Below are 23,897 nucleotides of genomic sequence, written 5' to 3'. Positions count from 1 at the left end.
ACGAGATGTCCAAGTTCTTCATCAAGCGGCCGAACTTCGCCTGGGTCGTGGCGTTGTTCATTTCCCTGGCCGGCCTGCTGGTAATTCCCGCGCTGCCGGTAGCCCAGTACCCCAACGTGGCTCCGCCACAGATCACCATCACCGCAACCTACCCGGGCGCTTCGGCCAAGGTGCTGGTGGAATCGGTGACCAGCATCATCGAAGAGTCGCTCAACGGCGCCAAGAACCTGCTGTACTTCGAGTCCACCAACAACTCCAACGGCATGGCCGAGGTGGTGGTCACCTTCGAACCAGGCACCGACCCGGAGCTGGCCCAGGTCGATGTGCAGAACCGCCTGAAAAAGGCCGAGGCGCGCATGCCGCAGGCGGTGATTACCCAGGGTATCCAGGTCGAGCAGACCAGTGCCGGCTTCCTGCTGATCTACGCCCTCAGCTACAAGGACGGCGCCGGCCAGGCCGATACCACGGCGCTGGGCGACTATGCCGCTCGCAATATCAACAACGAGCTGCGCCGGGTCCCGGGCGTGGGCAAGTTGCAGTTCTTCTCGTCGGAAGCTGCCATGCGGGTGTGGGTAGACCCACAGAAGCTGGTCGGCTACGGCCTGTCGATCGATGACGTGAGCAACGCCATCCGTGGCCAGAACGTGCAGGTGCCGGCTGGCAGCTTCGGCAGTGCGCCCGGCAGCAGCCAGCAAGAGCTGACCGCTACCCTGGCGGTGCAAGGCACCTTGGACGACCCACAGGCGTTCGGCCGCGTGGTGCTGCGCGCCAACCCGGACGGTTCGCTGGTGCGCCTGGCCGATGTCGCACGCCTGGAAGTGGGCATGGAAAGCTACAACTTCTCCTCGCGCCTGGACGGCAAGCCTGCGGTGGCCGGTGCGGTGCAGCTGGCGCCGGGCGCCAATGCGCTGAAAACCGCCGAGCTGGTCAAGCAGCGCCTGGCCGAGCTGAGCGAGTTCTTCCCCGAAGGCGTCGAGTACTCGGTGCCGTACGACACCTCGCGCTTCGTCGACGTGGCCATCGAAAAGGTCATCCACACCCTGCTCGAAGCCATGGTGCTGGTGTTCCTGGTGATGTTCCTGTTCCTGCAGAACATCCGCTACACGCTGATTCCGTCGATCGTGGTGCCGGTGTGCCTGCTGGGCACGCTGATGGTGATGAAGCTGATGGGCTTCTCGGTGAACATGATGACCATGTTCGGCATGGTGCTGGCCATCGGCATCCTGGTCGACGACGCCATCGTGGTGGTGGAGAACGTCGAGCGGATCATGGCCGAGGAGGGCCTGTCGCCGGCCGATGCCACGGTCAAGGCCATGGGCCAGGTGTCTGGCGCGATCATCGGCATCACCCTGGTGCTGTCGGCGGTGTTCATGCCACTGGCGTTCATGTCGGGTTCGGTGGGGGTGATCTACCAGCAGTTTTCCCTGTCGCTGGCGGTGTCGATCCTGTTCTCGGGCTTCCTCGCGCTTACCTTCACCCCGGCCCTGTGCGCCACGCTGCTCAAGCCGGTGGCCCCTGGGCACCATGAAAAACGCGGCTTTTTCGGCGCCTTCAACCGCGGCTTCGCGCGGCTGACCGAGCGCTACTCGGTAATGAACAATGCCCTGGTGCGCCGTGCCGGCCGCTACATGCTGGTGTATGCCGGCATCCTGGCGATGCTGGGCTACTTCTACCTGCGTTTGCCGGAATCATTCGTGCCGGTGGAAGACCAGGGCTATGCCATTGTCGACGTGCAGCTGCCGCCGGGCGCCAGCCGTGTGCGTACCGATGCTACCGGGCAAGCCCTTGAGCAGTTCCTGATGTCGCGTGAAGCCCTGGCCTCGGCGTTCATGGTCAGTGGCTTCAGCTTCTCCGGCATGGGCGAGAACGCCGCGCTGGCGTTCCCTACCTACAAGGACTGGTCGGTGCGCGGCGCCGAGCAATCGGTGGATGCCGAAACCCAGGCGATCAACGCGCAGTTCGCCAGCTACGGCGATGGCGCGATCATGGCGGTAAACCCGCCACCGATCGATGGCCTGGGCAACGCCGGTGGTTTCGCCCTGCGCCTGCTCGACCGTGGCGGCCTGGGCCGTGAGGCCTTGCTGACAGCGCGTGACCAGATCCTGGGCCAGGCCAACGGCAACCCGATCATCCTCTACGCGATGATGGAAGGGCTGGCCGAGGCGCCGCAGCTGCGGGTCGACATCGACCGGGAAAAGGCCCGCACCCTGGGCGTGACCTTCGAGACCATCAACAACACCCTGGCCACAGCCTTTGGTTCGGCGGTGATCAACGACTTCACCAACGCCGGCCGGCAACAGCGGGTGGTGGTGCAGGCCGAGCAGGGCGAGCGCATGACCCCGGAAAGCGTGCTGCGCCTGTACGCGCCGAATGCCGATGGCCAGCAGGTGCCGTTCAGTGCCTTCGTCACCACCCGCTGGGAGGAAGGGCCGGTACAGATCGTGCGCTACAACGGCTACCCGTCGATCCGTATTTCCGGTGATGCCGCGCCTGGCTACAGCACTGGCCAGGCGATGGCCGAGATGGAGCGCCTGGTCAGCGAGCTGCCGCCGGGGATCGGCTACGCCTGGACCGGCCTGTCGTACCAGGAAAAGGTCTCCAGCGGCCAGGCCGGCAGCCTGTTCGCCCTGGCCATCCTGGTGGTGTTCCTGCTGCTGGTGGCGTTGTACGAAAGCTGGGCGATCCCGCTGACGGTGATGCTCATCGTGCCGATCGGCGCGCTGGGTGCGGTGCTGGCGGTGATGGTCACCGGCATGCCCAACGACGTGTACTTCAAGGTTGGCCTGATCACCATCATCGGCCTGGCGGCGAAGAACGCCATTCTGATCGTCGAGTTCGCCAAGGAACTGTGGGAGAAGGGTTACAGCCTGCGTGACGCCGCCATCGAGGCCGCACGCCTGCGCTTCCGGCCGATCGTGATGACCTCGATGGCGTTCATCCTCGGCGTGGTGCCCCTGGCCATCGCCAGCGGTGCCGGTGCGGCCAGCCAGCGGGCGATCGGCACCGGGGTGATCGGCGGCATGCTCAGCGCCACCTTGCTGGGTGTGGTGTTCGTACCGATCTGTTTTGTCTGGGTGCTGTCGCTGCTCAAGCGCAAGCCAGCGCCACAAGCCCAAGCCGTCGAGGTGCCGGAGTGATGGTCATGCGTAATCTGTTTGTGCCCTTCACCCTGGCGTTGCTGGCCAGCGGCTGCTCCCTGGCGCCGACCTACCAGCGCCCCGAGGCGCCAGTCGCCAGCCAGTGGAACGATGCCGCCAGCCACGGGCAACAGGTGGACCAGCTGGGCTGGCAGGCGTTCATCGTCGACCCGGTGTTGCGTCAGCTGGTGAGCACGGCGCTGGACAACAACCGCTCGCTGCGCCAGACCCTGCTGGACATCGACCAAGCGCGTGCGCAGTACCGCATCCAGCGTGCCGACCGTGTGCCGGGGCTGAACGCCGCGGCTTCCGCCAACCGCCAGCACCAGCCCGCCCAGCTGGCCGGCGATGGCCGTGAAGGCGTTGCCAGCAGCTACCAGGTCGGCCTGTCGTTTCCTGAGTACGAGGTGGACCTGTTCGGCCGGGTGAAGAGCCTGAGCGATGCGGCCCTGGAGCATTACCTGGCCACCGAAGAGGCTGGCCGCGCCGCGCGCATTGCCCTGATCGCAGAAGTGAGCCAGGCCTACCTGAGCCTGGACGGCAGCGAGCGGCGCCTGGCCCTGACCCGGCAGACCCTGGCCAGCCGCGAGGACTCGCTGGCCCTGATCGGCCAGCGTCGCGCCGCCGGTACGGCCACGGCGCTGGACCATCAGGAGGCGCTCGGCCTGGTCGAGCAGTCCCGTGCCGAGCTGGAGAGCAATCTGCGCCAACAGCGCCAGGCCTGCAACGCGCTGGTGCTGCTGGTGGGCAACAGCGAGGCGACCAAGGCCCTGCCGGCCGAACGCCAGGCGGCGCCCAGCGTGCTGCAGGACATTGCCCCTGGCGCGCCGTCGGCGCTGCTTGAACGGCGCCCGGACATCCTCGCCGCCGAGCACCGTTTGCGAGCGCGCAATGCCGATATTGGTGCTGCGCGGGCGGCATTCTTCCCGCGTATCAGCCTGACCGGCAGTTTTGGCACGTCGAGTACCCAGGTATCCGGCCTGTTCGATGGCGGTTCGCGCAGCTGGAGCTTCATGCCGCAGTTGTCATTGCCAATCTTCGATGCCGGGCGCAACCGGGCCGGGCTGAGCCTGGCCGAGGCGCGCAAGGACTCGGCGGTGGCGGCTTATGAGGGGACGGTCCAGCAGGCGTTTCGTGAGGTGGCCGATGCCCTGGCGGCTACCGATACCTTGCGGCGTGAGGAAATCGCCCGTCGGGCCCTGGCCGATACCAGCCGGGCAACGGTGGCCCTGGCCAAGGCGCGTTATGAAGGCGGGATAGACAGCCACCTGCGCTACCTGGATGCGCAGCGTAGCGATTTTGTGAACGAAGCGGCGTACATCGAGGCAAGTACGCAGCGGCAGCTGGCGCTGGTGGACCTGTTCCGCGCCCTGGGCGGCGGATGGCCGGCACGCGGCTGAGAAAGGCTCCTTTGGTTGGGTGATCCAACCGCTTTGGCCCCTGGGACTTGTGCCCAGGGGCCTTTTTTTGTTCCCAAGGCCGACACTGTCATTGTGGGAGCGGCCTTGCGTCGCGAAAGGGCCGCAAAGCGGCCCCGGCGATTTATGCATTTGTGCTGAAATCCTGGGGCTGCTTTGCAGCCCTTTCGCGACACAAGGCCGCTCCTACAGGGACCGCTTTCAGGGCCTGGCCAGTGCCCCCTGCAGGAACAGTTGCTCCAGCGCCTGCGCCGAATTGGCACTGGCCGCACGCCCACGCCGTTCGGCATCGGCCATGCCGTAGATCTGGGTGATGAACATCTCGGTGAACACCGCCGCGCTGATGTCGATGCGCAACACGCCCATCTGCTGCGCACGCAGGAAAAACGCATCCATCGCCTGGGTGTAGGCCAGCCAGCGGCGGTCTTCGTTGTCGTTCAGCAGGGTGTCGGGACGGTACTGGAACATCAGGAACACCAGCATCTCGCGGTGCTTGAGGTGCTCGGAAATCAGGTGACGCACGGCGGCCAGGGGTTCGGCCGTGTGCAAGGCGGCATTGTCGATCACCTGGTTGAGCACCTGTTCACCATGGTTCTCGAGCATCGCCACCAGGTTGTCGCGGGTGCCGCAGAAACGGTGCAGGGTGGCTTTGCTGACGCCAGCGGTTTCGGCCAGCTCCTTGAGGGTGGCGCGGGGGTGGACCACGATAGCGTGGGCCAGGGCCTTGAGCAGGCGTTCATCGTGCGGGGTGGGTTGCATCGGCATGCCTCGCGTGGTTCGCATGCTTGGCATTGTGCAGGAAATGGTAGGGGGATCAAGCCTAAGGGTCTCATTTGAGACTTTTTTGTGTCTTTGCGGGCCTCTTCGCGGGCATGCCCGCTCCCACAGGTACTGCACAGGTATGGAGGACTGTGGAGATCCCTGTGGGAGCGGGCGTGCCCGCGAAAGGGCCCTTACAGGCTACCGATCAATGCGGCCCGCGCGGAATGGTCTTCAGCAGGTCTTCCGGGCTGATATGCCCAACCACCTGGGCAACCGCGCTGCCCGGGGTCGGCAGGTCGATGATGTGGCTTTTCATCTTGCCGATCACATGCATTTCGCACGGCTTGCAGTCGAACTTCAGGGTCAGCACTTCATCACCCTGGATCAGCTGCATCGGCGCCACCTTGGTGCGCACGCCGGTCACGCCCTTGGCCTGCTTGGGGCACAGGTTGAAGGAGAAGCGCAGGCAGTGCTTGGTGATCATCACCGGCACTTCGCCGTGCTCTTCATGGGCCTCGTAGGCCGCGTCGATCAGTTGCACGCCGTGGCGGTGGTAGAAGTCGCGGGCCTTCTGGTTGTACACGTTGGCCAGGAACGACAGGTGCGACTCGGGGTAAACCGGCGGTGGCGTGGTCTCGGCCTTGCGCCCGCCACGCGGGTGCGCCTGCACCCGTGCTGCAGTCAGCGCCTCGATGGCTTCGCGGCGCAGGGCCTTGAGCTGCGAGTTGGGGATGAAGTACGCCTGCGGGGCGTCCAGCTCGATGCTGTCGGCGTGGTACATGGTGGTACCCAGCTGGCCGAGCAGGTCGTGCAGCTGGTCCAGCGCCTGCTGCGGCTTGTTGGCCGGGCCGAACGGGCCGTCCAGTGCCACTTGCGCGCTCACGCCTTCCTCGCTGGTGACGGTCAGCGCCAGGCGTTGCTCGCGCAATACCGCGTGCCATTGCACACCGACGCGGCGCTCGGCCGAGGTGCGTTGCAGGGCTTGCTGCCAGTTGTGGTCGAGGTTGCGCGACAGCGGGTGGTTGGGCCGCAGCTTGTGCAGGCCTTCGGGCATTTCGTTGGGCTCGACGCGGTAGCGGTAGCGCTTCTCGCCGTCTTCCTCGAACTCGCCACGCGGTTCGGCGATGTTGGCGCGGAAGCCCACCACTTCGCGCTTGACCAGCACATTGAGGCCGTCGCCGTTGGTCAACGGCACCTCGGTGACCACCTGCAGGTCACGCTTGCCGACCTTTTCCACCACACCCACCGGCAGGCCGGTGAAGGTTGGCGAGTCGAAGGCGCCGATGTCGACCTTGCGGTCGGTGACGAAGTAGTCGGTGCTGCCGCGATGGAAGGTCTTGTCCGGGTCGGGCACGAAGAAGTGCTCGGTGCGGCCGCTGGAGGCGCGGGCCAGCTCCGGGCGGCCTTCGAGGATGGCGTCGAGCTCCTTGCGGTAGTGGGCGGTGATGTTCTTCACATAGGCCACGTCCTTGTAGCGGCCTTCGATCTTGAACGAGCGCACGCCGGCATCGACCAGGTCGGCCAGGTTGGCGGTCTGGTTGTTGTCCTTCATCGACAGCAGGTGCTTCTCGAACGCAACCACGCGGCCCTGGTCATCCTTCAGGGTGTAGGGCAGGCGGCAGGCTTGCGAGCAGTCGCCGCGGTTGGCGCTGCGGCCGGTCTGCGCATGGGAGATGTTGCACTGGCCGGAGAAGGCCACGCACAGCGCACCGTGGATGAAGAACTCGATGGCGGCGTCGGTTTCGGCGGCGATGGCGCGGATCTGCTGCAGGTTCAGCTCACGCGCCAGCACCAGCTGGGAGAAGCCGGCCTGGTCGAGGAACCTGGCCCGTTCCAGGGTGCGGATGTCGGTCTGGGTGCTGGCGTGCAGCTCGATCGGCGGGATATCCAGCTCCATCACCCCCAGGTCCTGCACGATCAGCGCGTCGACACCGGCGTCGTACAGCTGGTGGATCAGCTTGCGCGCGGGCTCCAGCTCGTTGTCGTGGAGGATGGTGTTGATGGTGGTGAACACGCGTGCATGGTAGCGATGGGCGAACTCGACCAGTTCGGCGATATCGCTGACTTCGTTGCAGGCGTTATGGCGCGCGCCGAAGCTCGGGCCACCGATGTAGATGGCGTCGGCACCGTGCAGGATCGCTTCGCGGGCGATGGCCACGTCACGGGCAGGGCTGAGCAGTTCCAGGTGATTCTTTGGAAGGGACATGTCGTTATAGGTTCGGGCTGTCACGGTTTAGGCGGGCATTGTAGCGGCGAAACGGGCTGGCGGCATCATCGGGGTGCTTGTAGGAGCGGCCTTGTGTCGCGAAGGGCCGCAACGCGGCCCCGGCAATATCTGCTGCGCAGCTGAGAACCTGGGGGCGCTGCGCACCCCAATCGCGACACAAGGCCGCTCCTACAAGAATCGTGCCTCAGGCAAAAGTCAGCGCTTGGCGGCCATTGCGGTCACTTCCACGCGCATGCCTTCGAACGCCAGTGCAGCCACGCCCACGGCGGCGCGTACCGGCCAGGGCTTGCTGAAGAAGCGCTGGTACACCTCGTTGAATGCCGCGCGGTCGGCCATGTCGGTGAGGTAGATGGTCAGGTGCAGCACGCGGTCCATGCCGCTGCCGGCCTTCTCCAGCGCCACTTTCAGCGCCTGCAGGGTGCACTCGCTCTGCTCGACGATGCCGCCCAGTTCCAGGCTGCCATCGGCGTGGGTCGGGATCTGCGTGGTGACCAGCACGCCGTTGTATTCGGCAACGTCGGAGGAAATCGACTCGGCGTCCGGGTCCGGGGTGTAGATGATGTCTGCTTGTGCCATGGTGTGTCTTGCCTTGCTACGGAAGGAAAGCGGCAAGCCTACGCGAGCGCGCCGGCACGGTCGAGGGCACCCCGGTGTTTGAAATGCGCGGCGTTCGCCGTCAGAATCGCGGCCGATTGCAAAGCAGGGGTTTACGTTGAACGAACAGACATTGTCCAGGCGCCTGGAGCGCGTGGCTGCACAAGTACCGCAAGGCGCGCGCCTGGCCGACATCGGCTCGGACCATGGCTACCTGCCGGTGGCCTTGATGCTGCGCGGCGTGCTGGACGCGGCGGTAGCGGGCGAAGTGGCGCAGACGCCGTTTGCCTCGGCCCAGCGCAACGTGCGCAGGAACGGCCTGGAAGGGCGGGTCAGCGTGCGCCTGGCCAATGGCCTGGCAGCGGTCGAGGCGGAAGACCGCATCACGGTGATCAGTATCTGCGGCATGGGTGGCGACACCATGTGCGAAATCCTCGAGGCCGGCAAACAGCGCCTGGCCGGCGTCACCCGCCTGGTGCTGCAGCCCAATGGCGCCGAGCGCGAACTGCGCCAATGGCTGGTGGGCAATGGTTACCGGATCGTCAGCGAAGAGCTGCTGCGGGAAAACCGCTTCGACTACGAGATCATCGTCGCCGAGCCGGGCGGGGCGGCGTACACCGCTGAACAGCTGTACTTCGGCCCGGTGCTGGTGCAGGAGAAAAGCGAGGCGTTCCTGGTCAAGTGGCGGCGCATGCTGCGGCAGAAGCAGCAGACCCTGGCCAACTTCGAGCGGGCCCGCGGTGCGGTGCCTCAGGCGAAAATCGACGACTTCAGGCAACAGGTCGGCTGGATCACCGAGGTGCTGGCCTGACTCACTGCTGCGAGCAGTTGCCCATTTCCCGGTAGTCGATTTCGCGCTTCTGGCCCTGGTGGTCGACATACACCATGTGCGCGGTGCCAACCTGGCAGTCGGCGGCGTTGCTGGCCGGGGTGATGGAGATGACCTTGGCCACGTCCAGCGGCATGCCGTATTCGTAGTTGCTGCTGCTGACCGGCTGGTTGCTGCCGCTGTCGGCAAGGGCACCGAACGAGGCGAGAGTAGCCGCAACGGCAAGGACAGCGATCGAACGTTTCATGGCAGGCTCCTTTTTTTCAATGTATGGCTAATGATCCATTCATTGGTCATCCACAATAAATGGGCTAACCCGTGATAGATTCCTGCCTGTAACGCAAGAATAAGACCGAACAAGGAGCACACCTTCATGGACATGCTGCATGCCATGCGTACCTTCGCCCGTGTGGTGGAATGTGGCAGCTTCGCTGCGGCCGCCAATGCCCTGGACATTTCTGCGGCGCAGGTTTCGCGCATCGTTGCCGAGCTGGAAAACCAGCTGCAGACCCGCCTGCTGCACCGCACCACGCGGCGTTTGCGCATGAGCGAGGCGGGCGAGCGGTTTCTCGAGCGCTCGCGGCAGATCATGTTGCTGACCGAAGAGGCGGTGGGCGAAGCCCGTGGCGCGCACCTCACGCCCCGCGGCCACCTGCGTTTGCATTGCCCGCACGGCCTGGGCCTGTTGCTGATGCCGCTGGTGGCCGGCTACAACGCATTGTGCCCGGAGGTGGTGATCGAGCTGACCCTGTCCCAGCGCAACCCCGACCCGCTGGCCGAAGGGCATGACGTGGTGATTACCGTGGACGGGGCGCTGCCGGATTCGCAGCTGATCGCCGTGCCGCTGGGCAACATTTTCAGCATCCCCTGCGCGGCGCCGAGCTACCTGGTGGCCCACGGCGTGCCAGAGCGCCCGGAAGACCTGCACCAGCACCGTTGCCTGCGCATGGCTTATCCGATGTACGAAGGTGACTGGGTGTTCCCGCAAGGGGTTGACCAGTGCGTGATCGCACCGAGCGACAGTTTTTCCACCAACGTCGCCGACGCCATGCTGGTGGCCAGCGAGCTGGGCATGGGCATTGGCCTGCTGCCGTTCTACACCGCCAGCCAGGCGATCGAGCAGGGGCGGTTGTGCCGGTTGCTGGCGCCGTATCGCCTGCGCGAGAGCGCGCTGTATGCGATCTACCCGTCACGGCATTATCTGGATGCCAAGGTGCGCACCTGGATCGACTACCTAAAGGAGCAGTTGCCGGCGCTGTTCGAGGGGCATGCCAGGGTGGTGGATGATTCGCGCTATTGGCGATAGACGAGTGCGGGGCGGTTAACGCTGGCCCTTGCAGGAGCGGCCTTGTGTCGCGAAAGGGCCGCAAAGCGGCCCCAGGATGTCAGCTTCGATGCACAAATTGCTGGGGCCGCCATGCGGCCCTATCGCGACACAAGGCCGCTCCTACAGGGATCGCGCAAGGTTTTAAAGCGGGTAGTGCTTCAACTCCCGCGCAATCAGCATCCGCTGGATCTCGCTAGACCCTTCATAGATCTGCGTGATCCGCGCATCGCGGTAGTAGCGCTCCACCGGGTAATCCTCCAGGTAGCCATACCCGCCATGCACCTGGATCGCCATCGAGCACACCCGCTCGGCCATTTCCGAAGCGAACAGCTTGGCCTGCGAGGCCTCCGACAGGCACGGCTTGCCGGCGCTGCGCAGGCGCGCGGCATGCAGGATCAGCAAGCGCGCGGCATTCACCTGCACCTGCATGTCGGCCAGCAGGTTGGCGATGCTCTGGTGTTCGTTGATCGGCTTGCCGAACTGCACCCGATCACGCGAGTAGGCCAACGCCGCCTCGAACGCGGCGCGGGCAATGCCCAGTGCCTGGGCAGCAATGCCGATACGGCCGCCCTCGAGGTTGGACAGGGCGATGGCCAGGCCCTTGCCACGCTCACCGAGGATGTTGGCGGCAGGGATGCGGCAGTTGTCGAAGGTGACCGCGCAGGTGTCGGAGGCGCGGATGCCCATCTTGTGCTCGCTGCGATCGACCTTGAAGCCCGGGTTGTCGGTTGGCACCAGGAACGCCGACAGGCCCTTTTTGCCCAGCTCCGGGTCGGTCACCGCGAAGACGATGGCCAACCCGGCGCGGCGGGCGTTGCTGACGAACTGCTTGGCGCCGTTGATCACCCACTGGCCATCCACCAGCTCGGCGCGGGTGCGCAGGTTGTGCGCCTCGGAACCGGCCTGTGGCTCGGTCAGGCAGAAGCAGCCGATCACCTCGCCGGTGGCCAGGCGTGGCAGCCACTGCTGTTGCTGTTCGGCCGTGCCGTAGGCCAGCAGCGGGCCGCAGCCCACCGAGTTGTGGATGCTCATCATCGCTCCGGTGGCACCGCATCCGGCGGCGATCTCTTCCACCGCCAGGGCGTAGGCGACGTAGTCGGTGTAGCTGCCGCCAAAGTCTTCCGGCACCACCATGCCCAGCAGGCCCAGTTCGCCCATCTTGCGCACCACACCATCGTCGATCCAGCCGGCCTTTTCCCAGGCCTGGGCATGCGGGGCGATCTCGCCACGGGCAAAGTCCCGGGCCATGTCGCGGATCATGATCTGTTCTTCGCTCAGTTCCAGGTCTTGCATCTGTGTACTCCCGGGCTCACAGGCCTTCGAAGAATTGGTCGACCCGCTGGCGTTGCAGTGCGGCCAGGGTCGGCGGGTTCCAGCGTGGCTGCTTGTCCTTGTCGATGATCAGCGCGCGCACGCCTTCGATGATGTCGCCGTGCTGGAACCACTGGCGGTCCAGGTGCAGCTCCATGGCAAAGCAGTCGTCAAGGCTCAGGTGGCGACCCCGGCGCAGCATCTCCAGAGTAACCGCCATGGCCAGCGGCGAGCGGCTTTCCAGCTGGTCGGCGGTGGCCACGGCCCAGGCGTGGCTGTCGCCAATGCTCACCGCACGCAGTTGCTCGACGATGGCAGGCACGTCGGGCAGGGCGAAGAAGTGGTCGATGACCGGGCGCAGTTTTTCCAGCGGCGCATCGTCGAGCACCTGGGTGCCGAGCCTGGCCAGCAGGTTCTGCAGGTCCTTGAGTGGCTGGTCGCCGAAGTGCAGCTGGTCCAGGCCCCGGTCGAGGGCTGCCAGCTGGTCGCTGGCCAGGTACCAGTCGGCCAGGCCGCAGTACAGTGCATCGGCTGCCTGGATCTGGCTGCCACTGACGCCCAGGTAGGTGCCCAGCTCGCCAGGGATACGCGACAGGAAGTAGCTGCCACCCACATCCGGGAAGTAGCCGATTGCCACTTCAGGCATGCCCAAGCGGCTGCGCTCGGTGACCACGCGCAGGTCGCAGCCTTGGGCCAGGCCCATGCCGCCACCGAGGGTGAAGCCGTCCATCAGCACCAGCACCGGCTTGCGGTAGCGGTGGATGGCCAGGTCAAGGGCGTATTCCTCGACGAAGAAGGTTTCATGCAGCGTTTCGCCAGCCTTGAAGCTGTCGTGCAGCGAGCGGATATCGCCACCGGCGCAGAAACCCTTGGGGCCCTCGCCACGCAGTACCACGGCGTGCACGTGCGGGTCTTCGGCCCACAGGTCGAGGTGCTGGCGCAGGCTGCGGACCATGTCCAGGGTCAGGGCATTGAGGCCGGCGGGGCGGTTCAGGGTCAGATGGCCGATCTGGTTGCGGACCTCGGCCAGCACATGGTCGGTTGCCGAGGTATGAGCGTGCGCAGTCATTGCGTTCTCCCTGCTTTGTTATTGATTTTCCAAGTGAAGTCTGGAGTTCGCTGGAGGATCGCAGGATCCTGTCATGCGAATTTGCCTTGCACAATCGACAAATCTGCAGGGGGATTCTGCATTTTTGTCTTGTGTGGCGATAACGCCACTCTACCAAGGTTTCAGGTTGGCCGGCTGGCCCTATCGCCGGCAAGCCAGCTCCCACAGATACCGCACAACTTTCAAGGCCTGCGCTGTACCTGTGGGGAGCAGGCTTGCCGGCGATAGGGCCATGAGCGACAGCGCATATGCTAAATCGTTACCCTGACCGTAACGATCAGTGCCTGAGCTTGATTGATGCGCAACCACCCCAGCCCTAAGGTGACCCCCACGACAGCGAACCCGTGGAGTCACCATGACAACAACCAAGAATCCACCGCCGCAATGGTCGCGGCGGCGCGCCGAAAAGCAGCGCCGCCTTGACCGGGTCCGCCACCTCGCCGACGGCGTGGTGCTGCCCACCGAGCGTATCGTCGAAGCCCTGGAACTGCTGCTGGCTCCCGGCGACCGGGTAGTGCTCGAAGGCAACAACCAGAAGCAGGCCGACTTCCTCTCGCGTGCGCTGGCCAAGGTCGACCCTGGGCGCCTGCACGACCTGCACATGATCATGCCCAGCGTCAGCCGCGCCGAGCACCTGGACCTGTTCGAACGTGGCATCGCCCGCAAGCTCGACTTCTCCTTCGCCGGCCCGCAGAGCCTGCGCATTGGCCAGCTGCTGGAAGACGGCCTGCTCGAAGTCGGTGCAATCCACACCTATATCGAGCTGTACTCGCGGCTGCTGGTCGACCTGATCCCCAACGTTACCCTGGTGGCTGGTTTCATGGCCGATCGCGATGGCAACCTGTTCACCGGCCCCAGCACCGAAGACACCCCGGCACTGGTGGAGCCGGCCGCGTTCAGCGACGGCATCGTCATTGCCCAGGTCAACCAGCTGGTGGACCGCGTGGATGACCTGCCACGGGTCGATATCCCGGCATCCTGGGTCGATTTCGTGGTGGTTGCCGACCAGCCTTTCTATATAGAGCCGCTGTTCACCCGCGACCCGCGCCATATCAAGCCGGTGCACGTGCTGATGGCGATGATGGCCATTCGCGGCATCTACGAAAGACACCAGGTGCAGTCGCTGAACCATGGCATTGGCTTCAACACCGCCGCCATCGAACTGATCCTGCCCACCTATGGCGAGTCCCTGGGCCTGAAGGGCAAGATCTGCCGCAACTGGACACTCAACCCGCACCCGACGCTGATCCCGGCCATCGAGACCGGCTGGGTGGAAAGCGTGCACTGCTTCGGTACCGAGCTGGGCATGGAGGGCTACATCGCCCAGCGCCCGGACGTGTTCTTCACCGGTCGTGATGGTTCGCTGCGTTCCAACCGCATGATGTGCCAGCTGGCCGGGCAGTACGCTGTCGACCTGTTCATTGGCGCCACCCTGCAGGTGGATGGCGATGGCCATTCCTCGACCGTGACCCGCGGCCGCCTGGCCGGCTTCGGCGGTGCCCCGAACATGGGCCACGACCCCCGTGGCCGGCGCCATGCGACCCCGGCCTGGCTCGACATGACCGTGCCGGAAACCATGCTCGAACGCGGTCGCAAACTGGTGGTGCAGATGGTCGAGACCTACCAGGAAGGCGGCAAGCCCACCTTCGTGGAAACCCTCGATGCCGTGGAAGTGGCCAGGAAAGCCGGCATGCCGCTGGCACCGGTGATGATCTATGGCGACGACGTCACCCACCTGCTGACCGAGGAGGGCATTGCCTACCTGTACAAGGCCCGCAGCCTGGAAGAGCGCCAGCAGATGATCGCCGCCGTGGCCGGGGTTACCGCCATCGGCCTGCGGCACGACCCCAAGGACACTCAGCGCCTGCGCCAGCAAGGCCTGGTCGCCTTGCCCGAAGACCTCGGCATCCGCCGCACCGACGCCAGCCGCGAGCTGCTGGCCGCGCGCAGCATCGCCGACCTGGTCGAATGGTCCGGCGGCCTCTACAACCCGCCTGCACGGTTCAGGAGCTGGTGATGAAAGCACTCGACTTGCAACCGCGTGGGCTTCTTCGCGAGCACAGGAATAGTGATGCATTTGAAGATTGCGCGATCCTTGTGGGAGCGGGTTTACCCGCGAAGAGGCCAGCACAGGCAACCGAATTACCCCTGGCCGACCAACTGGCCGACCTGGCCGTGGAAGCCCTGATCGACGAAGCCGACCTGTCCCCCAAACCCGGCCTGGTCGACCGCCGTGGCAACGGCGCCCACCACGACATGACCCTGGCCCTGATGCATGCCTCGGCCCTGGCCCTGTGGCCATGCCTGCGCAACATGGCCGAAGCCGCCCAGGCCATCGGCACCCTCGGCCAGCCCCTGCGCGCCACCCTGGGCCAGCTCGGCCGCGAAGGCGAGGCGGCGATGCTGGCCGCCACCGGCGGGGTCAACACCCACCGCGGCGCAATCTGGGCCCTCGGCCTGCTGGTAGCATCCAAGGCCCTCGACACCCAGGCCGATACCGACACCCTGGCTGCCCGTGCCGGTCGCATCGCACTGTTCGACGACCCCGCCATGACCACCCAAGACAGCCATGGCCTGCAGGTACGCCGCCGCTATGGCACTGGCGGCGCCCGCGAACAGGCGCAACAAGGTTTCCCGGCGGTTATCGGTCACGGCCTGCCACAACTGCAGCGCAGCCGCACCGCCGGTGCCAGCGAGCCGCACGCCCGGCTGGACGCGCTGCTGGCGATCATGGCCGTGCTCAACGATACCTGCGTGCTCTGGCGCAGCGGCCCGACCGGGTTGGCTGCCGTCCAGCACGGCGCCCTTACCGTGCTGAGCGAAGGCGGCAGCGCCACGCTGGCCGGGCGCCGACAGCTGCGCCGGCTGGACCAGCACCTGCTGCACCTGAATGCCTCACCGGGCGGCGCCGCCGATCTGCTGGCCGCCTGCCTGTTCCTCGACAAAGCCGGGAGCCTGTGACATGGAAACCCTGACCTTTCAATTCCCCGCCGCCGCCCCTGGGCGTGGCCGCACGCTGGTGGGCTGCGTCAGCTCCGGCGACCTTGAAGTGCTGATCGAACCCGGCACCGCCGGCAGCCTGCAAATCCAGGTGGTGACTTCGGTCAACGGCAGCGCTGCCCGCTGGGCGCAGCTGTTCCAGCGCCTGTTCGAGGGCCGCACCTGGCCGGCCGTGAACATCGACATCCATGATTTCGGCGCCACCCCAGGCGTGGTGCGCCTGCGCCTGGAGCAAGGCTTCGAGGAGATCGCCCATGACTGATATCGCACGCCTGCTGCACAGCCGCAGCTTTGTCGAACTGGGCGCCCGCCAGCGCGCCCGCGCCGTGCTCGACCCGGGCAGCTTCCGTGAACTGCTGGGCCCGTTCGACCGGCTGATGTCACCCTGGCTGCCGCGCCAGGGCATCGTGCCCCAGGCCGATGATGGCGTGGTCATTGCCAAGGGCCTGCTGAACGGGCGCAACGCTGTGGTTGCCGCCATCGAAGGCGGCTTCCAGGGCGGCAGCATGGGCGAGGTGGGGGGGGCCAAGATCGCCGGTGCGCTGGAGCTGGCCATCGAAGACAACCGCAACGGCATCCCCACCTGCGCCGTGCTGCTGCTGGAAACCGGCGGTGTACGCCTGCAGGAAGCCAACCTGGGCCTGGCGGCGATTGCCGAAATACAGGCGGCGATTGTCGAGCTGCGCGCCTGGCAGCCGGTGGTCGGTCTGGTCGCAGGTTCGGTCGGCTGTTTCGGCGGCATGTCCATCGCCGCCGGCCTGTGCAGCCACTTGCTGGTCACCCGCGAAGCCCGCCTGGGCCTCAACGGCCCGCAGGTGATCGAGCAGGAAGCGGGCATCGGTGAATACGACGCCAAGGACCGCCCCTTCATCTGGAGCTTGACCGGCGGCGAGCAGCGCCACGCCAGCGGCCTGGTCGATGCCTATGTGGCCGATGACATCGAGGTTTTGCGCGAACGCTTGCTGCAATTGCTCGACGAGCCTTCAAGGGATCGCGCCGGTCAACACGCCTGGTTCCTCGAACGCCTGGCCCGGCTGGGCGATGGCTGCCCGCAACTGGATGCCGCTGCCGTGCGTGACCTTTACCAAGGAGAAGCCAAATGAACCGTGCCTTGAACTGGCTGCCGGGCCTGGCCGGCGGGCAAGCCTTGCCCGGCTACCCCGCGTCGTTGCGGGTAATCGATGGCGAGCTGGACAACCGCCTGGCGCGTTTCATCGCCGTGGTGCCGGACGCCGACAACCCGTTCCCCCGGGCGCGCTCGGGCGAAGTCGGCCTGCTGGAAGGCTGGGGCCTGGCCAAGGCCGTGAGCGAAGCGGTCGAGGCTGACCGCCATGGCCAGAAGCGCGCCATCGTCGCGGTGATCGACGTGCCTAGCCAGGCCTATGGCCGCCGTGAGGAGGCGTTGGGTATTCACCAGGCTTTGGCCGCTGCGGTGCAGGCTTATGCCCAGGCGCGGCTGGCCGGGCACCCGGTGATCGGCCTGCTGGTCGGCAAGGCCATGTCTGGTGCCTTCCTGGCCCACGGTTACCAGGCCCAGCGCCTGATCGCCCTGGACGATGCCGGGGTCATGGTGCACGCCATGGGCAAGGCGGCGGCGGCGCGCATCACCCTGCGCAGCGTCGAGCAACTGGAAGCCCTGGCCGCCGAGGTGCCGCCAATGGCCTACGACCTGGCCAGCTACGCCTCGTTGGGCCTGCTGTGGCGCCGCCTGACGGTGGGCAGCGCCGAGACGCCGAGCAGTGCCGACATCGCCCAGGTACGTGCCTGCCTGGCAGATGCAGTGCGCGACATCGGCAGCTCGAGCGACCTGTCGTCGCGGCTGGCGGGCGAAAACCGCAGCGCCTCGCGCCAGGTGCGCGAACAGCTGCGCCGCCAGTGGCAGGGCGCTTGAGATGAACGCGCCAAGGCCGCACGACCTGCTGTGGGGCATGCCCGTATCGTGCCTGCCTGCTGATGCGCCGCGTTGGGCGCAGGATGTGCTGCTGAGCGGCCAGCCGGTGGTGGTGCGCCGTGCCACTTGTGCGGACGGCTGGGTGGCGGTGGGGCTGCGTGGCCAGGGCAGGGCGCAGCGGTCGGGTGTACTGATGCGGCTGGCCGATATCCAGTGTCAGCAAGGCCCCGAAGCACTGCGCTGGCAAGCTGAAAGCCCTTGGCCTGCATTGCAGGCCCTGGCCTCGGTCGCCCCGGTACTGGATGCCAGCGGCCTGGCCTGGGGGCCGACAGGTGGGGTGGGGTACCAGATCGCCACCGGTATGGAGGTAATACACGCCGACAGCGACCTGGACTTGCTGCTGCGCACGCCACAACCGCTGGCCCGGGCGCAGGCGCGTGAGCTGCTGGATATCCTCGATTGCGCGCCTTGTCGTATCGACCTGCAGCTGGAAACCCCGGCGGGTGCTGTCGCCTTGCGTGAGTGGGCCGGCTACGCCCGCCGCGTGCTGCTCAAGTCGGCCCAGGGCCCACGTTTGGTCAGCGACCCATGGGCAGCGATGGAGCGTGCAGCATGAGCAGCCTGTTCGCCTTCCCCGGCCAGGGCGCCCAGCAGGTGGGCATGCTGCAGCGCCTGCCTGAGGGTGCCGGGCAATTGCTGGAAGAGGCCAGTGACACCCTCGGCGAGCAGGCTCTGGCGCTGGACAGCCAGCAGGCCCTGCAGACGACCCGTGCCGTGCAGCTGTGCCTGCTGCTGGCTGGCGTGGCCTGGGCGCGCAGGCTGATGCAGCGCAGCCCCGCGCCGGATTACGTGGCGGGCTTGTCGATTGGCGCCTACCCGGCGGCGGTCACGGCGGGCGCCCTGGGCTTTGCCGATGCCGTGCGCCTGGTTGCCCTGCGTGGCGAACTGATGCAGCGCGCTTATCCGCAAGGCTACGGCATGACCGCACTCAGCGGCCTGGACCTGGCCTGTGTCGAACGCTTGCTCAGCGATACGGGCGGCGAGGTGTATGTCGCCAACCTCAACAGCGACAACCAGATCGTCATCGCCGGCAGCGATGGCGCGATGGCTGCGGTTGCCGCCAAGGCACGCCGGCTGGGCCAGGGCGTGGCCCGGCGCCTGGCGGTCAGCGTGCCGTCGCATTGCCCGTTGCTGGATGGCCCGGCGGCCGAGCTGGCCAGTGCCTTCGCCACGGTCGAGCTGCAGCGACCGCGTATCACCTACCTCAGCGGCAGCAGTGCACGGCCGATATTCGACCCACAGCGTCTGCGCGACGACCTGGCCGGCAACATGGCGCGGGTGGTCGACTGGCGTGCTACGTTGCGCAACGCCTATGAGCGTGGTGTGCGCCTGCACCTGGAACTGCCGCCCGGCAACGTGCTCGGCGGGCTGGCCCGGCCGGTGTTCGAACAGGGCAGGGTGGTTGCTGTTGAAGGCACCCGCTGGGACACCCTGGATGCGCTGCTGCGACAGGAGGTGGCTAACGATCGATGACAGCGGCACCGCGGCGGATGGCGCCCCCTGTGGGAGCGGCTTTAGCCGCGAAGAATCCAGCGCGGTGCATGGCACCGGCTGCGCCGGTGTTCGCGGCTAAAGCCGCTCCCACAGTGTTCAGTTCCATGGGGGCGAAACCCGCACAAAAGTGTGTTTACGAAGAACAACAACAAGCAACTTCGACACTACCTGAGGACAACAACAATGATCATCTATGGTGTGGCACTGCTGGCGGTCTGCACGCTTGCCGGCGTCATCGTCGGCGACTTCCTGGGCGTGCTGCTGGGCGTCAAATCCAATGTGGGCGGGGTCGGCATCGCCATGATCCTGCTGATCTGCGCACGCCTGTACATGCACCGCAACGGCGGCATGAGCAAGGAATGCGAGTTCGGCGTGGGCTTCTGGGGCGCCATGTACATCCCGGTGGTGGTGGCCATGGCTGCCCAGCAGAACGTGGTCACCGCCCTGCACGGCGGGCCGGTGGCGTTGCTGGCGGCGGTGGGTGCGGTACTGGTGTGCGGTGCGACCATTGCCCTGATCAGCCGGAGCCACCGCGGCGAACCCTTGCCGGCAGTGGAGGCCGGCCCCGAAAGCAATGTGCAGGCTGCCCCTGCAGGAGGGCGTTGATCATGTGGCCGATCATTGACAATGCCCTGGAACATAACGGTTTGATCACTGCCTTCGCGGTGGTGGGCGCGATCATGTGGTTGTCGGTGGTGCTGTCGAAGTACCTGACCTTCGGCCGCGTGCACGGCTCGGCCATCGCCATCGTCATCGGCCTGGTGCTGGCCTGGGTCGGCGGCACCATTACCGGTGGCCAGAAAGGCCTGGCCGACATGGCGCTGTTCTCCGGCATCGGCCTGATGGGCGGGGCCATGCTACGCGACTTCGCCATTGTCGCTACGGCCTTCGAGGTGCAGGCCACCGAGGCGCGCAGGGCCGGGATGATCGGCGCGGTGGCGCTGCTGCTCGGCACGGTGCTGCCGTTCATTGTCGGCGCTGCGGTGGCCTACGCCTTCGGTTACCGTGATGCGGTGAGCATGACCACCATCGGTGCGGGTGCGGTGACCTATATCGTCGGGCCGGTGACCGGGGCGGCGCTGGGGGCCAGCTCGGACGTGATGGCGCTGTCGATTGCCACCGGGCTGATCAAGGCGATCCTGGTGATGGTGTTCACCCCGGTATCGGCGCGCCTGCTGGCGCTGGACAACCCACGTTCGGCGATGGTGTTCGGTGGGTTGGCGGGGACGGTGTCGGGGGTGACGGCCGGGCTGGCGGCGACCGACCGGCGCCTGGTGCCGTACGGGGCACTGACAGCCACCTTCCATACCGGGTTGGGCTGCCTGATGGGCCCGTCGATCCTGTACTTCTGCGTACGCGCCCTGGTCGGTTGACAACAATCTGCTGGACTGCGCAGACCCCTTGTAGGAGCGGCCTTGTGTCGCGATCGGGCCGCAACGCGGCCCCAGCGATATCCGCACCGCAGCCAAGATCCTGGGGCCGCTGCGCGCCCCATCGCGACACAAGGCCGCTCCTACAGGTACAGCGACAACCTCGAGAGCAATGCTGTACCTGTGGGAGATTGCCCAGCCCTTTGGACTGCGCTGTCGCGTAGAAAACTGAATTCGCAAGCGGCCCGAGTATCCTGTGGGAGCGGCTTTAGCCGCGAAGAATCCAACGCGGTGCATGGCACCGGCGGCGCCGGTGTTCGCGGCTGAAGCCGCTCCCACAGAGTCCCTGCTAATTCGATGAGTTATGTGCAGTTCTATGAGAGCTGGCTTGCCGCCGATGAGGCCAGTCGACTCTACTTCAATGCCAGGTGATATCCCCGGCCTGTCGGTGGAACAGCAACTCTGTCAGGGCCTTGGTCATCTGAACATGATGTACCGCATTGACCAACATATTGATGCCGGGCTCGCCGGCGTTGGCGCAGATGAATTCGTCCAGCGTGTCTTCGATGCCAGACATCAGCTGAAGGGTGTGGATCAGAGCGTCAACCGAGGGCATGTCCTGGTTGATGGTGTAGATGGGGCGGGACGTCAGTTTGACGGGTGGGTCGGGGACGAGCTTTTTCATTATGTAATTCCAGCTTCTAGAGGAATGGAACTACCACCTGAATCTTTCTCATGGATTGAAGGTGGCAGCCGTACGCGGGTGTGAGAAAGCCGAGAAGAAGCTAGCAAAGACCCGGCCAGGCGAAAGCCCGCCCACGTACGGCCACCATAGAGGTGCTGCTAGCTTATCTGTCGGGTTCTCATGCCCGGTCACCGAAGCGACCCGAAAACGTTATCCGTGAGGTGTTTCCCCGACAACAGCGATAGTTCGGCAGCGCGCGTAGGATAATTCCTAAGCGGGTTCATTCTGAAGCATTTGGTTTCATGTTCAGAAATGTCCTACGGAGGCTGCGCGGTCCTCTTGAAGCGGGCTTGTGTCGCGATCGGGCCGCTACGCGGGCCCAGCAAGTTGCCGCGCTCGTCGTCGCGGCCCTGAATGCCGCAATAACTGCGGAGAACGTTGTCGTTCAACCGGCGCGGTGAAGTTGATGTTACACATGGCGGAGCAATTCGCCGGAATAAGCATGTGCTCCGCCGTTAGGGTTTTAGCTGGATTCGTTATTTTTCATATACCCGTTTAATATTTCTAGGATTTCCTCTTTGGAGTATTCAAATTCCTCTCCTGCGTCCATGCTTCGCAATTTTTCCATTATCTCCACTAGCTGGGTGTCGTCTGATTGATAAAGTTTGTAGTCTAGCCAGATGGAGTACGCATACATTGCAAATTTTACTGCGTCGTATTTGCGAGTTGATAGGTGCTCCACTAGGTCTTTAGCAATAGTCAATCCTGCTGTTTCTAAGGGCATTTGCTTAATCTCCGCATTTGCAATTTTTAGATGGCTCAGCCAAGCCTTGCTCAATGTCAGCCAATGTTGGAGGGTAATGAGGGAGCCTCATTTCTCTTCCGTTTTTTGACTTTGGATGAATGCGATTGACATTCCCGGAGTGATCATAGCTTTCCTCCCAGCTTCTGACTTCACCTGTTTTTGGATTCCACTCGGTGGCGTGTGATCGCCCTCTAGTGGGTCCTTGGGTTCTAGCAGGAGATTCTCGCTCATAGTATCTGATTCTACCGTCCAATAAATGCCTCTCTCTGACCGCTCTGGATTGAGCACCTTCCAATGCGGATAGTTTTTTGTCGAGAGTTGCAGTCGGCCTAAAGTCTCTGTTGGATATAAGCCCTAAGGGATCAAGCCATTCAATGGGGTTCGCTGCATAGGTGTAAACATTTAGTCCGCCTGAGAAGCCAATTGGATCCTTACCTATAAATCGTCCAATACTCGGGTCGTAGTATCGATGCCGGTTATAATGCAGCCCTGTCTCGATATCAAAATACTGTCCTTGAAAGCGCAGCGGATTGCGAATATCCGCCCACTTCGCATGCTCACTGCGCTTCTCCTCCGCTACCCCCCAAGCCTTGTATACACCACTCCAAGCCACCTGCCCGATTTCATCGGTCAGCTCCATCGGGGTCCCAAGGTGATCACACTGGTACCAGGCAAAGGCGTCAAGCGGGTTCGGCGTGGGTTTGTGCTGCCAAACTGGATCCCGATTGATGTTGTAGGGCGCTTGGTAAACGGGTTGAGGTATCAACTCCAAGCTAGCCTTCGACACCGCTTGTGCAATCGGCACGAAGGTTCCGGGTTCGAAGATGTAATGGGTCATCGGCCCAGTACCATCGGGATCGCGGCATTCGAAGGCCAGGGTGTTGCCGTCCCAGCCATAGTAGGTAAAGCCGCATCCCAGCCTCCCATCCAACTCCCGTCGCGCGTTTTCGTTCCAGACAGGCCCCGCCTGCGGCCGGTCGCGGTACTTGGAACGGGAGTTCTTGTACAGGCGCCGACCCAACGCGTCGTAGGCAAAAGTGATACGTTGGTTAAGAGCGTCGTACTCGTGCTTGAAGACGGCGACCTTCTGTTCCTTCATGTATCGGAAGTGCTGGTGCTCGCGGATGTTGTTGCCTGCCTCATCGTAGAACCACTGCAGTTTGCAGGCGTCATTAACAGCGAGCAGCAGGTTGCCATTGCCGTCATAGCTGAACTTCTCGGTTTCCCATGCTTTGCCACCGCGCCGCCCGGCATTGCTCTCCAGCAACCTTCCCATGGGGTCATATTCGAAATGGGTGATGCGATCACCGTCAATGCGGCGGGTGGGCAACTGGCTGCCGTTGTCGTAGAGCCAATCGGTGGTTTCCCGGTCAAAACCGGTTTCACGCGTCAGTCGGCCGACCGCGTCATACTTGAATATGGCCTCGGCGTTGTTTTCGTTGCGCAGGCGCACCAGTTGGCCGAGCTTGTTCCAGTGGTAAGTGAGCGTGGAATCGTCGTCGTTGCGACGCTGTTTGAGCCGACCGGCTTCGTTATAGGTCCAGATTGTCCGCCGGTGCAGGGCATCGGTGTGCTTGAGCAGACGACCTTCGGCATCATGCTCGAAGCGCTCGGAGGTTTTGTCGGGCAGGACCACGCGGGTCAGCTGGCCGGCTTGGTATTGATATTCGGTGGCTTCACCGGCTGCATTGATGAGCTTGGCCAGTTGGCCTTGCGCGCTGTATTTCCATTGCGTGGTCTTTCCTGAGCAGTCGGTGTAGCTGGTCAGCCGGCCATCACGGTCATAGCCCAGCTTCCTGTCACTCCCATTGGCATCTTTGATGCCTACGAGCATGTTTTCGCTGTTGTATGTGTACTCGGTCTTGTTCTCCAGCGGGTC

Annotated in this window: 21 protein-coding genes; 13 read left to right on the top strand and 8 right to left on the bottom strand. The window is 64.6% G+C overall.

The features are described 5' to 3' along the window. Positions 1-5: 5 nt before the first annotated feature. Together ABNP31_RS14550 and ABNP31_RS14545 are read left to right on the top strand one after the other, a co-directional pair. Complete coding sequence (locus ABNP31_RS14550; protein WP_350012431.1) at positions 6-3,137, top strand: efflux RND transporter permease subunit; 3,132 nt, start codon at positions 6-8, stop codon at positions 3,135-3,137. Then, positions 3,137-4,537 carry an efflux transporter outer membrane subunit gene (locus ABNP31_RS14545; RefSeq protein ID WP_350012430.1) on the top strand — a complete coding sequence of 467 codons (1,401 nt, stop codon included), beginning with the start codon at positions 3,137-3,139 and terminating at the stop codon, positions 4,535-4,537. The genes ABNP31_RS14550 and ABNP31_RS14545 overlap by 1 nt, the downstream gene beginning before the upstream one ends. A gap of 219 nt (positions 4,538-4,756) precedes the next feature. Here the strand turns inward: ABNP31_RS14545 and ABNP31_RS14540 are convergent, their stop codons facing one another. The 3 genes from ABNP31_RS14540 to ABNP31_RS14530 form a co-directional block, all read right to left on the bottom strand. After that, entirely contained in the window at positions 4,757-5,314 is a 558-nt protein-coding gene (locus ABNP31_RS14540; RefSeq protein ID WP_085617101.1) for a TetR/AcrR family transcriptional regulator, read from the bottom strand. Between the two features lie 208 nt (positions 5,315-5,522). Further along, positions 5,523-7,523, bottom strand: a complete 2,001-nt coding sequence (locus ABNP31_RS14535; RefSeq protein WP_350012429.1) for a peptidase U32 family protein — start codon at positions 7,521-7,523, stop codon at positions 5,523-5,525. A 216-nt stretch (positions 7,524-7,739) separates the two neighbouring features. Next, positions 7,740-8,120: a RidA family protein gene (locus ABNP31_RS14530; protein WP_015270613.1), complete on the bottom strand. Its 381-nt coding sequence runs from the start codon at positions 8,118-8,120 to the stop codon at positions 7,740-7,742. Positions 8,121-8,256: 136 nt separating this feature from the next. Here ABNP31_RS14530 and ABNP31_RS14525 point away from each other — a divergent pair, with 136 nt between their 5' ends. Beyond that, positions 8,257-8,949 carry a tRNA (adenine(22)-N(1))-methyltransferase gene (locus tag ABNP31_RS14525; RefSeq protein WP_075045087.1) on the top strand — a complete coding sequence of 231 codons (693 nt, stop codon included), beginning with the start codon at positions 8,257-8,259 and terminating at the stop codon, positions 8,947-8,949. A 1-nt stretch (position 8,950) separates the two neighbouring features. Here the strand turns inward: ABNP31_RS14525 and ABNP31_RS14520 are convergent, their stop codons facing one another. After that, on the bottom strand, positions 8,951-9,214 hold the full coding sequence (locus ABNP31_RS14520) for a DUF2790 domain-containing protein (RefSeq protein WP_350012428.1): 264 nt from the start codon (positions 9,212-9,214) through the stop codon (positions 8,951-8,953). Between the two features lie 126 nt (positions 9,215-9,340). Here ABNP31_RS14520 and ABNP31_RS14515 point away from each other — a divergent pair, with 126 nt between their 5' ends. After that, entirely contained in the window at positions 9,341-10,273 is a 933-nt protein-coding gene (locus ABNP31_RS14515; RefSeq protein WP_085588409.1) for a LysR family transcriptional regulator, read from the top strand. A 162-nt stretch (positions 10,274-10,435) separates the two neighbouring features. Here the strand turns inward: ABNP31_RS14515 and ABNP31_RS14510 are convergent, their stop codons facing one another. Together ABNP31_RS14510 and ABNP31_RS14505 are read right to left on the bottom strand one after the other, a co-directional pair. Continuing rightward, the gene (locus tag ABNP31_RS14510; RefSeq protein WP_003258582.1) at positions 10,436-11,587 is read right to left on the bottom strand and encodes an acyl-CoA dehydrogenase family protein; all 1,152 of its coding nucleotides are present in this window, start codon (positions 11,585-11,587) and stop codon (positions 10,436-10,438) included. A 16-nt stretch (positions 11,588-11,603) separates the two neighbouring features. Continuing rightward, on the bottom strand, positions 11,604-12,674 hold the full coding sequence (locus ABNP31_RS14505) for an enoyl-CoA hydratase/isomerase family protein (RefSeq protein ID WP_350012427.1): 1,071 nt from the start codon (positions 12,672-12,674) through the stop codon (positions 11,604-11,606). Positions 12,675-13,068: 394 nt separating this feature from the next. Between ABNP31_RS14505 and mdcA the strand changes: the two genes are divergently transcribed. From mdcA to madM, 9 genes are all read left to right on the top strand, one after another. Continuing rightward, on the top strand, positions 13,069-14,730 hold the full coding sequence (gene mdcA, locus ABNP31_RS14500; RefSeq protein ID WP_238066420.1) for a malonate decarboxylase subunit alpha: 1,662 nt from the start codon (positions 13,069-13,071) through the stop codon (positions 14,728-14,730). After that, positions 14,730-15,674, top strand: coding sequence for a triphosphoribosyl-dephospho-CoA synthase (locus tag ABNP31_RS14495; RefSeq protein WP_350012426.1), 945 nt, complete (start codon positions 14,730-14,732; stop codon positions 15,672-15,674). Before mdcA ends, ABNP31_RS14495 begins: the two co-directional genes overlap by 1 nt. Before the next feature lies 1 nt (position 15,675). Further along, a complete protein-coding gene (locus ABNP31_RS14490) occupies positions 15,676-15,975 on the top strand; it encodes a malonate decarboxylase subunit delta (RefSeq protein ID WP_024087234.1) in 300 nt (99 codons plus the stop codon). Beyond that, positions 15,968-16,816: a biotin-independent malonate decarboxylase subunit beta gene (locus ABNP31_RS14485; protein ID WP_085665567.1), complete on the top strand. Its 849-nt coding sequence runs from the start codon at positions 15,968-15,970 to the stop codon at positions 16,814-16,816. The genes ABNP31_RS14490 and ABNP31_RS14485 overlap by 8 nt, the downstream gene beginning before the upstream one ends. Next, positions 16,813-17,604: a biotin-independent malonate decarboxylase subunit gamma gene (gene mdcE, locus ABNP31_RS14480; RefSeq protein WP_238066418.1), complete on the top strand. Its 792-nt coding sequence runs from the start codon at positions 16,813-16,815 to the stop codon at positions 17,602-17,604. Before ABNP31_RS14485 ends, mdcE begins: the two co-directional genes overlap by 4 nt. 1 nt (position 17,605) lies before the next feature. Then, positions 17,606-18,220 (top strand): malonate decarboxylase holo-ACP synthase, encoded by a 615-nt coding sequence (locus ABNP31_RS14475; protein WP_350012425.1) that lies wholly within the window; start codon positions 17,606-17,608, stop codon positions 18,218-18,220. Beyond that, positions 18,217-19,137: a malonate decarboxylase subunit epsilon gene (gene mdcH, locus ABNP31_RS14470; RefSeq protein ID WP_350012424.1), complete on the top strand. Its 921-nt coding sequence runs from the start codon at positions 18,217-18,219 to the stop codon at positions 19,135-19,137. The genes ABNP31_RS14475 and mdcH overlap by 4 nt, the downstream gene beginning before the upstream one ends. A 204-nt stretch (positions 19,138-19,341) precedes the next feature. Beyond that, complete coding sequence (madL, locus tag ABNP31_RS14465) at positions 19,342-19,764, top strand: malonate transporter subunit MadL (protein ID WP_003258591.1); 423 nt, start codon at positions 19,342-19,344, stop codon at positions 19,762-19,764. A 2-nt stretch (positions 19,765-19,766) separates the two neighbouring features. Further along, positions 19,767-20,531, top strand: a complete 765-nt coding sequence (madM, locus tag ABNP31_RS14460) for a malonate transporter subunit MadM (RefSeq protein ID WP_024087229.1) — start codon at positions 19,767-19,769, stop codon at positions 20,529-20,531. A 415-nt stretch (positions 20,532-20,946) separates the two neighbouring features. On the opposite strand, the gene ABNP31_RS14455 is transcribed toward madM, so the two are convergent. Together ABNP31_RS14455 and ABNP31_RS14450 are read right to left on the bottom strand one after the other, a co-directional pair. Next, positions 20,947-21,213 carry a hypothetical protein gene (locus ABNP31_RS14455; protein WP_085665561.1) on the bottom strand — a complete coding sequence of 89 codons (267 nt, stop codon included), beginning with the start codon at positions 21,211-21,213 and terminating at the stop codon, positions 20,947-20,949. A 788-nt stretch (positions 21,214-22,001) separates the two neighbouring features. After that, on the bottom strand, positions 22,002-23,852 hold the full coding sequence (locus ABNP31_RS14450; protein WP_350012423.1) for an RHS repeat-associated core domain-containing protein: 1,851 nt from the start codon (positions 23,850-23,852) through the stop codon (positions 22,002-22,004). Positions 23,853-23,897 lie beyond the last annotated feature (45 nt).

It is taken from the genome of Pseudomonas asiatica (assembly GCF_040214835.1).
GTDB lineage: Bacteria > Pseudomonadota > Gammaproteobacteria > Pseudomonadales > Pseudomonadaceae > Aquipseudomonas > Aquipseudomonas putida_Z.
Note: the sequence above shows the minus strand (reverse complement) of the source record. Positions and strands in the feature narration are given on the sequence as shown.

Bases quoted from the DNA above. Each gene is read 5' to 3' on its own strand.
- ABNP31_RS14545 (WP_350012430.1), top strand. From the start codon at position 3,137: ATGGTCATGCGTAATCTGTTTGTGCCCTTCACCCTGGCGTTGCTGGCC.
- ABNP31_RS14485 (WP_085665567.1), top strand. From the start codon at position 15,968: ATGACTGATATCGCACGCCTGCTGCACAGCCGCAGCTTTGTCGAACTG.
- ABNP31_RS14505 (WP_350012427.1), bottom strand. From the start codon at position 12,674: ATGACTGCGCACGCTCATACCTCGGCAACCGACCATGTGCTGGCCGAG.
- ABNP31_RS14540 (WP_085617101.1), bottom strand. From the start codon at position 5,314: ATGCAACCCACCCCGCACGATGAACGCCTGCTCAAGGCCCTGGCCCAC.
- ABNP31_RS14450 (WP_350012423.1), bottom strand. From the start codon at position 23,852: ATGCTCGTAGGCATCAAAGATGCCAATGGGAGTGACAGGAAGCTGGGC.
- mdcA (WP_238066420.1), top strand. From the start codon at position 13,069: ATGACAACAACCAAGAATCCACCGCCGCAATGGTCGCGGCGGCGCGCC.
- madL (WP_003258591.1), top strand. From the start codon at position 19,342: ATGATCATCTATGGTGTGGCACTGCTGGCGGTCTGCACGCTTGCCGGC.
- madM (WP_024087229.1), top strand. From the start codon at position 19,767: ATGTGGCCGATCATTGACAATGCCCTGGAACATAACGGTTTGATCACT.
- ABNP31_RS14475 (WP_350012425.1), top strand. From the start codon at position 17,606: ATGAACGCGCCAAGGCCGCACGACCTGCTGTGGGGCATGCCCGTATCG.
- ABNP31_RS14520 (WP_350012428.1), bottom strand. From the start codon at position 9,214: ATGAAACGTTCGATCGCTGTCCTTGCCGTTGCGGCTACTCTCGCCTCG.
- ABNP31_RS14515 (WP_085588409.1), top strand. From the start codon at position 9,341: ATGGACATGCTGCATGCCATGCGTACCTTCGCCCGTGTGGTGGAATGT.
- ABNP31_RS14490 (WP_024087234.1), top strand. From the start codon at position 15,676: ATGGAAACCCTGACCTTTCAATTCCCCGCCGCCGCCCCTGGGCGTGGC.
- ABNP31_RS14455 (WP_085665561.1), bottom strand. From the start codon at position 21,213: ATGAAAAAGCTCGTCCCCGACCCACCCGTCAAACTGACGTCCCGCCCC.
- ABNP31_RS14495 (WP_350012426.1), top strand. From the start codon at position 14,730: ATGAAAGCACTCGACTTGCAACCGCGTGGGCTTCTTCGCGAGCACAGG.
- ABNP31_RS14530 (WP_015270613.1), bottom strand. From the start codon at position 8,120: ATGGCACAAGCAGACATCATCTACACCCCGGACCCGGACGCCGAGTCG.
- ABNP31_RS14550 (WP_350012431.1), top strand. From the start codon at position 6: ATGTCCAAGTTCTTCATCAAGCGGCCGAACTTCGCCTGGGTCGTGGCG.
- mdcE (WP_238066418.1), top strand. From the start codon at position 16,813: ATGAACCGTGCCTTGAACTGGCTGCCGGGCCTGGCCGGCGGGCAAGCC.
- ABNP31_RS14535 (WP_350012429.1), bottom strand. From the start codon at position 7,523: ATGTCCCTTCCAAAGAATCACCTGGAACTGCTCAGCCCTGCCCGTGAC.
- ABNP31_RS14510 (WP_003258582.1), bottom strand. From the start codon at position 11,587: ATGCAAGACCTGGAACTGAGCGAAGAACAGATCATGATCCGCGACATG.
- mdcH (WP_350012424.1), top strand. From the start codon at position 18,217: ATGAGCAGCCTGTTCGCCTTCCCCGGCCAGGGCGCCCAGCAGGTGGGC.